Annotated in this window: 2 protein-coding genes; both read left to right on the top strand. The window is 34.4% G+C overall.

Going from position 1 to position 2,231, the window contains the following annotated elements:
- Nucleotides 1–168: 168 nt before the first annotated feature.
- Nucleotides 169–1,680, top strand: a complete 1,512-nt coding sequence (gene istA / locus F8154_RS14315; RefSeq protein ID WP_151862304.1) for an IS21 family transposase — start codon at nucleotides 169–171, stop codon at nucleotides 1,678–1,680.
- Nucleotides 1,680–2,219, top strand: coding sequence for an ATP-binding protein (locus F8154_RS14310; protein ID WP_151862303.1), 540 nt, complete (start codon nucleotides 1,680–1,682; stop codon nucleotides 2,217–2,219). Before istA ends, F8154_RS14310 begins: the two co-directional genes overlap by 1 nt.
- Nucleotides 2,220–2,231 lie beyond the last annotated feature (12 nt).

Raw genomic sequence — 2,231 nt, 5'->3', positions numbered from 1 at the left:
TGTTTATGGTAAGATTAAATTACCCTAAATGGAAAAGCGGAATTCCCCACTTGGGTAAATAGGAATTCCTCATGAATGTAAAAGTCATTGCAGGCACCACAAATTAAATGTATCCTTGTAATTAACGACTAAATTGATTGCAAGGAGGATAATTGGAGGATGCTAACAATGACTCAACAAAATCATATCAGAAAAATGTTTTTTGAACAAGGTTTGAATATAAGTGAGATTGCAGAAGAAACCGAGTATGATAGAAAAACAGTAAGAAAGTACTTAAATCAAGAGGATTGGTCCATAAAACCCAAAAGAGTTCCAGCTAATAAAAACAAATCAAAATTAGATCCTTTTAAAGTGGAGATTGATACATGGTTAGAAGATGATAAGAGGGCTAGAAAGAAGCAAAGACATACTGCAAAGCGTGTTTTCGATAGATTATGTCTTCTACATCCTGAAGATTTTGATTGTGGATATAAAACTGTTTCAAATTATGTGACCCAGCGAAAAAAAGAGATATATACTCAAAAGGAAGGAGCACTTCCTCTAGAGCATGTTCCTGGAGAAGCTCAAGTAGACTTTGGTGGTGCTGATTTTTATGAGAATGGATTACTCCATTCAGGTCACTACTTGAACATTTCTTTCCCATATAGTAATCAGGGCTATACTCAACTATTCAAAGGAGAAAATCAAGAATGTCTTTTTCAAGGAATGATTAACATATTCAAACATATTGGTGGCGTTCCTACTAGAATATGGTTTGATAATCCTAGTACAATGGTCACAAAGATATTAAAGGGCGGTAAAAGGGATTTAACAGATGCATTTTTACGTTTTCAAAATCAATATGGATTTGAAGCCTCATTTTGCAATCCTGCTTCTGGAAATGAAAAGGGATCCGTAGAGGGAAAAGTAGGTTATCACCGCAGAAATCTTTTAGTCCCAGTACCCCAAATAACAAATCTCATTGTATTTAATGAAGAGCTGCTAATTAAATGTGATGAGGATGCAATTAGAGAGCACTACAAGAAGGGTCAACTAATTTCAACATTGCATCAATTGGACAGGCAGAAGTTAATACCCCTACCTGTAAACGAATTTGAAGCCTGTAGATATGAATTAGTAAGGCTAGATACATATGCCAAATTCAAGTTGGAAAACGGATTACACGAGTACTCCACAGCTCCAAAGTATGCAGGGGAAAAGGCTCAAATTAAGATAACTGCATATGAGGTAATATTATTAGATGAAAGTTTGAGAGAGATTATTAGACATCCTAGACTTTACGGAAATACAAAGCAAGAAAGTATGCAGTGGATTCCTTATCTAGAACAATTATCCATAAGACCAGGTGCATTGAAATATACAGGAATTTATCAAATGCTACCAAAACCATTACAAGAATATATGGACATTTGTGGCAAAGGAGAAAGAGGAATACTACTTAAAGCAATTCTTAAGATTAGCAAAGCTTCTGACTTTAATAGAGCAGTTAATGCAGTAAGTGAAGCTGTCTCCTATGGAGCTGTAGATCCTGATAGTCTTATGGCAATTCATTCACGTATAATAATGCCAGAATATAAACTAAAAGCATTATCATTACCTGATAATGTTCCTCCCCTAGAAAAGATTAAGTCAAATGCGCAAGCATACAATGAAATCTTAAAGAAAGCAGGAGGTATATAATGGTAGGATACACGTTAGCTGAATGTTGTAAGATTCTTAAATTTAGTCAAAACATTGTTCTTAATAGTCAATTAGTTGAGGCAAACACTAACGAAGAGTATCTTTTAACTATACTTAGAAAAGAAATAGAACATAGGGAAGACGTACGAAAAGAAAGATTAATTAAAAATGCAGGATTTTATACAAGGAAGCATTTTGACGCCTTCCGATTTGATGATGTAAATATGCCAGCAGGAATTGATGCAAATTATTTAAGAGAGTGTAAATTTATTGAGGAAAAGAAGAATCTGGTTTTCTTTGGGAACACAGGTAGTGGAAAATCCCACCTTGCTCAGGCCCTTGGATTAGAAGCATGTAATAGAGGAAAGAACGTTAAGTTTTATAGGACAGCAGCTCTAGTAAACCGTTTATCAGAAGCAAAGAACGAAAAGACATTAACACTATTTATGAAGCAAATTATGAAGGCAGATATGCTAGTTCTCGATGAATTATGCAAAGCTTTTCATAATTCATCTTATGGAAAGTCATTTATTATGTGAAGTAAGAAGCAA

This window comes from Alkaliphilus pronyensis, from assembly GCF_009017275.1.
Taxonomy (GTDB): domain Bacteria; phylum Bacillota; class Clostridia; order Peptostreptococcales; family Natronincolaceae; genus Alkaliphilus_C; species Alkaliphilus_C pronyensis.
This window is presented reverse-complemented; position numbering and strand designations above follow the sequence as displayed.